A 6,739-nucleotide genomic window follows, 5' to 3' on the forward strand; every position below is an offset into this window, starting at 1 on the left:
AGAGCACCCTGCTCGCCGCGCTGGCCGGTCTGCTTCCGGAGGACTCCGGGGAGCAGGAGGGCACCGTCGAGATCGACGGGCTGGACCCGCGCAAGGCCCGCGAGCGGGTCGGCATCGTCTTCCAGGACCCGGAGAGCCAGCTCGTCATGGCCCGCTGCGGCGACGACGTGGCGTTCGGGTTGGAGAACCGGGGGTTGCCCGCCGACGAGATCTGGCCCCGGGTCGACGAGGCGCTGCGCCGGGTCGGCTTCCCGTACCACCGGGACCGTCCCACGGCCGCGCTCTCCGGCGGCGAACAGCAGCGGCTCGCCCTGGCCGGGGCGCTCGCCCTGCGGCCGGGGCTGCTGCTGCTCGACGAGCCCACCGCGAACCTCGACCCGGCCGGCGCCACTCTGGTCCGGCAGGCCGTCGCGGACGCCGTCGACGCCGACACCACGCTGATCCTGGTCGAGCACCGGGTCGCCGAGGCGCTGCCGCTTGTCGACCGGGTGGTCGTGCTGGAGCCCGGCGGCGGCGTGCGGGCCGACGGGCGGCCCGACGCGGTCTTCGCCGCGCACGGCGACGCGCTGGCCGACGCCGGGGTCTGGGTGCCCGGCCACACCGTGCCGCCCCGGCACGCCACCGCGCCGCCCGGCGAGGTGCTGCTCACCGCCGACCGGCTCGGCCTGCCGCCCCGGCTGGCCCCCACCGACCTCCGGGTACGCGCCGGCGAGGCGCTCGCCGTCCTCGGCCCCAACGGTGCCGGCAAGTCCACCCTGGCCCTGCTCCTCGGCGGCCTGCTCCGCCCCGGCACCGGTACGGTCACCGCCACCGGGGCGCTGGCCGGTGGGGACACCCGCACTCCCCCGCACCGCTGGCGGGCGCCCGCCCTGGCCCGGCGGATCGGCTCGGTCTTCCAGGACCCGGAGCACCAGTTCGTCACCGGCACCGTCCGCGACGAGCTGGCCCTCGGACCCCGCCGCACCGGGCAGCCCGAGGCGGCCGTCACGGCCACCGTGGACGCGCTGCTGGAGCGGCTGCGGCTGGACCGGCTGGCCGGCGCCAACCCGTACACCCTCTCGGGCGGGGAGGCGCGGCGGCTGAGCGTGGCGACCGCCCTGGCCACCGCGCCCCGCCTGCTGATCTGCGACGAGCCCACCTTCGGCCAGGACCGGCGGACCTGGCGGGAGCTGATCGACCTCTTCGCCGAGCTGCGCGACGCCGGCCACGGCGTCGTCGCGGTCACCCACGACCCGGACTTCGTCGCCGCGCTGGCCGACCGCACCGTCACCCTGGAGCGCCGATGACCTCCGCCGACCCCGGTCGGACCGGCTCCCGGGAGCGCCGGTGATCAGCGTGGAGCCGGTCGCCGCGCCCGGGGCGCCGCTGGCCCGGCGCAATCCGGTGGCGAAGCTGGCCGCCGCACTGGTCTTCAGTCTCGTCCTGGTGGCCACCCTGGACCCGGTGGCCCCGGCCATCGCCATCGCCGTCGAGCTGGCGGTGCTGCCGCTGTTCGGCGTCCGCTACCGGGTGCTGGCCCGGCGGGCCTGGCCGCTGCTGGCCGGCGCCGGCGGCATCCTGGTCACCCTGGTGCTCTTCGCCGCCGACCGCTCCGGCCGGGTGCTGGTCGAGGCCGGCCCGGTCCTGGTCACCACGGGGGTGCTGGTCACCGCGCTGGGCCTGGTGCTGCGGATGCTCGCCGTGGCGCTGCCCGGGATCATCGTGTTCGCGACCACCGACCCCACCGACCTGGCCGACGCGCTGATCCAGAACGCGAAGGCGCCTGCCCGGTTCGCCATCGGCGCGCTGGCCGCGTTCCGGCTGGTGCCGCTCCTGGAGGAGGAGTGGCGGATGATCAGCATGGCCCGGCGGGCCCGGGGCGTGGACGCCGGCCGCAACCCGGTGGCCAAGCTGCGGCTGTTCGTGTCGACGGCGTTCGCGCTGCTGGTCGGGGCGATCCGGCGGGGCACCCGGCTGGCCGTGGCCATGGACGCGCGGGGCTTCGACGCCGGCACCCCACGTACGGTCGCCCGCCGGCAGCGCTTCACCCGGGCGGACGCGCTGCTCGTCGCCCTGGCGGCGGCGCTGGCCGGCGCGGCGCTGGCGGCCAGCGTCGCGCTCGGCACCTTCCGCCCGCTGATCGGCTGACCGGACGGGGGTGTCGCGGCATGCTCGCGCCGCGACACCCCGTCCGGCAGCCCGGTTGCGGCATCCACCGCGCCGTGACGACCCGGCCGGCGCCCGGACCGGTCAGCTGCGCCGGAAGGCGTAGAACCGGGTCTGGCCGGCGCGCTGGCTGCGCCCGCCGAGCCGGGCCTCCCGGCCGGCCGGCGGACCGGCCTTCGGCGGCGGCGGTGTGTCGGCGCGCCCGGGCAGGGTCACCGGCGCGGCCGGCGCCACGGTGAGCGCGTCGAGATCCGGCGGGGTGAGGTCCGCCGCGGAGGGGGTGGGCTTGTGGGACTTCTTCGGACTGCGCTTGGCGGGCATACGCTGCCTCCTGACTGTCGGGCACCCGTGGGCACGGAGAGCGGGGAACACCCGGGCGGTCCGACGAGGCATGCGACGCCACCACCGACGGTGGCGCGGAGGATGCGGACGCCCGGGGCGCACGGTCCACGGCGGTACGCACGGTGGACCGGGCCTGCGAGAGGTGGGCGTCAGTTACGCATGCCAGCACGCTAACCCACCGCGGTCCGGCCCCGCACCCGAATTACCGCAACGCCTGGGCGGAGGGCCGAGAACCGACCGCCACCGCGCCCTCACCCCACGTCGACGACCCGGCCCGCCTCCGCGCCGGCCGCGATACGGTCGCAGCACGGGCACCGGGGACGAGAGGTGGCGGTACGCATGGCACAGCAGGCGACGGCGCAGATCGGGGTCACCGGTCTGGCGGTGATGGGCCGCAACCTGGCCCGGAACCTGGCGCGCAACGGCTTCACCGTGGCGCTGCACAACCGCTCGCCGGAACGCACCCGCAGCCTGGTGGCCGAGCACGGCGACGAGGGCACCTTCGTCCCGGCGGAGTCCCTCGCCGACTTCGTCGCCGCGCTGGAACGCCCCCGCGCCGTGATCGTCATGGTGAAGGCCGGCGGTCCCACCGACGCGGTGATCGACGAGCTGGTGCCGCTCCTGGAGGAGGGGGACATCGTCGTCGACTGCGGCAACGCGCACTTCGCCGACACCCGCCGCCGGGAGGAGGCGCTGCGCGGGCACGGGTTGCACTTCGTCGGCACCGGCGTCTCCGGCGGCGAGGAGGGCGCGCTGCACGGGCCGAGCATCATGCCGGGCGGCTCGGCCGAGTCCTACCGGAAGCTCGGCCCGATCTTCGAGCGCATCGCCGCCCAGGTGGACGGCGTCCCGTGCTGCCGGCACATCGGGCCGGACGGCGCCGGCCACTTCGTGAAGATGGTCCACAACGGCATCGAGTACGCGGACATGCAGCTCATCGCCGAGGCGTACGACCTGCTGCGGGCCGGCCTGTCGGCGAGCCCGGCGGAGATCGCGGAGATCTTCCGGGAGTGGAACGGCGGCGAGTTGGAGTCGTTCCTCATCGAGATCACCGCCGACGTGCTCGGGCACACCGACGCGGCGACCGGCCGGCCCTTCGTCGACGTGGTGCTCGACCAGGCCGAGCAGAAGGGCACCGGCCGGTGGACCGTGCAGAGCGCGCTGGACCTCGGCATCCCGATCACCGGCATCGCCGAGGCCACCTTCGCGCGGTCGCTCTCCGGGCACGCCGACCAGCGTGCCGCCGCCCGCCGCGCGTTCCCCGACGCGGGCGAGAAGTGGCAGGTGGACGACCGGGACACCTTCGTCGAGGACGTCCGGCGCGCGCTGCTGGCCAGCAAGATCGTCGCGTACGCGCAGGGCTTCGACCACATCCGCGCCGGCAGCCGGGAGTACGACTGGGACATCGACCTGGGCGGCACCGCCACCATCTGGCGCGGCGGCTGCATCATCCGGGCCCGCTTCCTCGACCGGATCCGGGAGGCGTACGACTCGGAACGGGACCTGCCCACGCTGCTGGTCGCCCCCTGGTTCGCCGACCGGGTCGGCGCCGGGGTTCCGGCCTGGCGGCGGGTGGTGGCCGACGCGGCCCGGGCGGGGGTGCCCACCCCGGCCTTCTCGTCGTCACTGGCCTATTTCGACGCGCTGCGCGCCGAGCGGCTGCCGGCCGCGCTGATCCAGGGGCTGCGGGACAACTTCGGCGCGCACACCTACCACCGGGTGGACCGGGAGGGGTCGTTCCACACCCTCTGGGCGGGCGACCGCTCCGAAGTGGAGGCGTGAGCGCGCTCAGGCGAGCGTGGCGTGCATCTCCCAGACCAGGATCTCCGCCGGCTCGTCGGCGGTCACCCGCTGGCCCCCGGCCATCGTGATCCGGGCCGCGTCGCCCTCGTCGAGTCGTCCGGCCGCTTCCAGCGTCACGGCGCCGCTGGGCACGTAGAGGTGCAGGAAGGGCGCGTCGGGCAGGTTCACCGTATCCCCGGGGGCGAGCCGGGCGGCGTGCAGGGTGGCGTACCGGTTGCGGATCCGGATGGCGGAGGCACCGTCGTACCGGTCCATCCCGGAGGCGACCGGCACCAGACCGCCCCGCAGCAGCTCGTCCCCGATCTCGAGCTGCTCGTAGCCCGGGTCGATCCCCTCCTCGTCGGGGAGCACCCACATCTGCACGAAGTGGACCGGGTCGCGGTGCGGGGCCGTGTTCTCCAGCCGCCAGGAGTCGTTCTTCTCCGAGTGCAGGATGCCGGTGCCGGCACTCATCCGCTGGGCCAGGCCGGGATAGATGACGCCGGAGTGGCCGGTGGAGTCCTGATGGACCAGGGAACCGCGCAGCACCCAGGTGACGATCTCCATGTCCTGGTGCGGGTGGGTCTCGAAACCGGCGCCCGGGCGCACCACGTCGTCGTTGTTGACCAGCAGCAGACCGTGGTGGGTGTTCGCCGGGTCGTAGTGCCGCGAGAACGAGAAGGAGTGCTTGGAGTCGAGCCACGACAACCGCGTGAAGAAGCGGTCGCCGGCCCGGCGGACGTCCACCGCGGGAGCGGGTGCCGTGGCCGTCACCAGGCACGCTGCCCGGTGTCGGCCGGCGCCCAGGTGAGCGCCGGTTCGCCCGTGGCCAGCTCGCCGATCTCCCCGGCACGTACGGCGGGCGTGTGGCCGAGTTCGGCGCAGTGCTGCTCGGCGATCTCCGCGCAGATGTCGGCGACCTGCTCGCAGATCGGGCTGCCCAGGTCCGCCGCGTTCAACGCCATGATCATTTTGAACCGGAGATCGCGCATCCCCCACCCCCGTGGCGGGCGCGTCCGGGCGGCGCGCCCTGCGCCGATCGTACGCGCGGGCGCCCCGCTCCCGGCCGTAAAGCCGGATGCGGGGCGCCCGCGGCACGGTCCACCGCGACGCTGCGGCGGACCGTCGGGTCACCAGAACCGACGGCGCTTGGCCTTCTGCGGCCGCAGCATGTCGGCGCCCTTGGTGAGCAGTCGGCTCACCCCGGTCGGGCCGCGACGGGCCTCCAGGGAGTGGCTGAGCCGGCGCGCCCCGGCCGCCGCCAGCGGCACGGCGACCGCCATGACCGCCCACTGGGCAATCCGCTTCTGAATCATGTGGGTTCACCTCCGCAATCTGCCTGCTGTCCGGATTGATACCCCGCAGACCGCGTCGGTAAGCGCGACCTCAGGCGCCGGGCGCCACCGGGTTGGGCAGCGCGCCACCGAAGCGGCGGTCCCGCTGGGCGTAGAGCTCGCAGGCGTACCAGAGGTGCCGGCGGTCGAAGTCCGGCCAGAGGGTGTCGAGGAAGACCAGCTCCGCGTAGGCGCTCTGCCAGAGCAGGAAGTTGGAGGTGCGCTGCTCCCCGGACGGCCGGAGGAACAGGTCCACCTCGGGGACCTCGGGGTGGTAGAGGTACTTCGCGATGGTCTTCTCGGTGACCTTGCCCGGGTCGATCCGGCCGGCGGCCGCGTCGCGGGCGATCGCGGCGGCGGCGTCGGCGATCTCCGCCTGACCGCCGTAGTTGACGCAGAACTGGAGGGTCAGCGTCGAGTTGCCCCGGGACATCTCCTCGGCGGTCTGCAGCTCGGAGATGACGCTCTTCCAGAGCCGCCCGGCCCGGCCGGACCAGACCACCCGGACGCCCAGCTCGACGAGCTGGTCGCGGCGGCGCCGGATGACGTCCCGGTTGAAGCCCATGAGGAAGCGGACCTCGTCCGGCGAGCGCCGCCAGTTCTCGGTGGAGAAGGCGTACGCCGACAGGTAGGGGATGCCCAGCTCGATCGCGCCCTCGATGGTGTCGAAGAGGCTGTGCTCGCCCTGCTCGTGACCCTTGGTCCGGGGCAGCCCGCGCTCCTTGGCCCAGCGGCCGTTGCCGTCCATCACCACGGCGACGTGCTTCGGCAGCGCGTCGGCCGGCAGCGCCGGCGGCCGGGCGCCGGACGGGTGCGGAGTCGGTGGCACCGGCTCGCGCCGGCCGGCCCTCATCGATCGGATCACTCGGTAATCTCCCTGTTCACACCAGCGGCGGCGGGCCCGGCGCCGGAGCGCGGCGGGACCACACCCGGCCCCGCGCCGCCGGGCGGCGGGACCGCGCCGGACGCCGGGGCACCCCGGTCGACCAGCGGCAGCGAGCGTAGCGCGCGTTCCAGGTGCCACTGGAGGTGCGCCGCCACCAGGCCGCTGCACTCGCGGCGCACGCCGGTCTCGGTGGCGTCGGCGTACGCCCAGTCGCCGGTGGTCAGCGCGGACATCAGCTCGATGGTGGCCG

8 protein-coding genes and 1 pseudogene are annotated in these 6,739 nt (G+C 74.9%); 3 read left to right on the top strand and 6 right to left on the bottom strand.

Annotation, left to right across the window (positions count from 1 at the left end; genetic code table 11):
- On the top strand, positions 1 to 1,286 hold a 1,286-nt coding region (locus ACW0Q9_RS28015; protein WP_456186349.1), incomplete at its 5' end, for an ABC transporter ATP-binding protein.
- Between the two features lie 40 nt (positions 1,287 to 1,326).
- Positions 1,327 to 2,127 carry an energy-coupling factor transporter transmembrane component T family protein gene (locus ACW0Q9_RS28020; RefSeq protein ID WP_456186351.1) on the top strand — a complete coding sequence of 267 codons (801 nt, stop codon included), beginning with the start codon at positions 1,327 to 1,329 and terminating at the stop codon, positions 2,125 to 2,127.
- A gap of 102 nt (positions 2,128 to 2,229) precedes the next feature.
- Here ACW0Q9_RS28020 and ACW0Q9_RS28025 read toward each other — a convergent pair whose 3' ends face one another.
- Positions 2,230 to 2,466, bottom strand: a complete 237-nt coding sequence (locus ACW0Q9_RS28025) for a hypothetical protein (RefSeq protein ID WP_456186353.1) — start codon at positions 2,464 to 2,466, stop codon at positions 2,230 to 2,232.
- A gap of 360 nt (positions 2,467 to 2,826) precedes the next feature.
- On the opposite strand from ACW0Q9_RS28025, the gene gndA reads away from it, so the two are divergent.
- Positions 2,827 to 4,269, top strand: coding sequence for an NADP-dependent phosphogluconate dehydrogenase (gene gndA / locus ACW0Q9_RS28030; protein ID WP_456186355.1), 1,443 nt, complete (start codon positions 2,827 to 2,829; stop codon positions 4,267 to 4,269).
- Positions 4,270 to 4,275: 6 nt separating this feature from the next.
- Here gndA and ACW0Q9_RS28035 read toward each other — a convergent pair whose 3' ends face one another.
- The 5 genes and pseudogenes from ACW0Q9_RS28035 to ACW0Q9_RS28055 form a co-directional block, all read right to left on the bottom strand.
- Entirely contained in the window at positions 4,276 to 5,043 is a 768-nt protein-coding gene (locus tag ACW0Q9_RS28035; RefSeq protein ID WP_456186357.1) for a pirin family protein, read from the bottom strand.
- The gene (locus ACW0Q9_RS28040) at positions 5,040 to 5,261 is read right to left on the bottom strand and encodes a thioredoxin reductase (protein ID WP_456186358.1); all 222 of its coding nucleotides are present in this window, start codon (positions 5,259 to 5,261) and stop codon (positions 5,040 to 5,042) included. The genes ACW0Q9_RS28035 and ACW0Q9_RS28040 overlap by 4 nt, the downstream gene beginning before the upstream one ends.
- 138 nt (positions 5,262 to 5,399) lie before the next feature.
- Complete coding sequence (locus tag ACW0Q9_RS28045; protein WP_254337650.1) at positions 5,400 to 5,585, bottom strand: hypothetical protein; 186 nt, start codon at positions 5,583 to 5,585, stop codon at positions 5,400 to 5,402.
- A gap of 70 nt (positions 5,586 to 5,655) precedes the next feature.
- Positions 5,656 to 6,456, bottom strand: coding sequence for an isoprenyl transferase (locus ACW0Q9_RS28050; protein WP_456186360.1), 801 nt, complete (start codon positions 6,454 to 6,456; stop codon positions 5,656 to 5,658).
- An 8-nt stretch (positions 6,457 to 6,464) separates the two neighbouring features.
- Positions 6,465 to 6,739 (bottom strand): annotated as a pseudogene (locus ACW0Q9_RS28055) (DNA repair protein RecO); the annotation flags it as partial.

This window comes from Micromonospora sp. I033, from assembly GCF_053890995.1.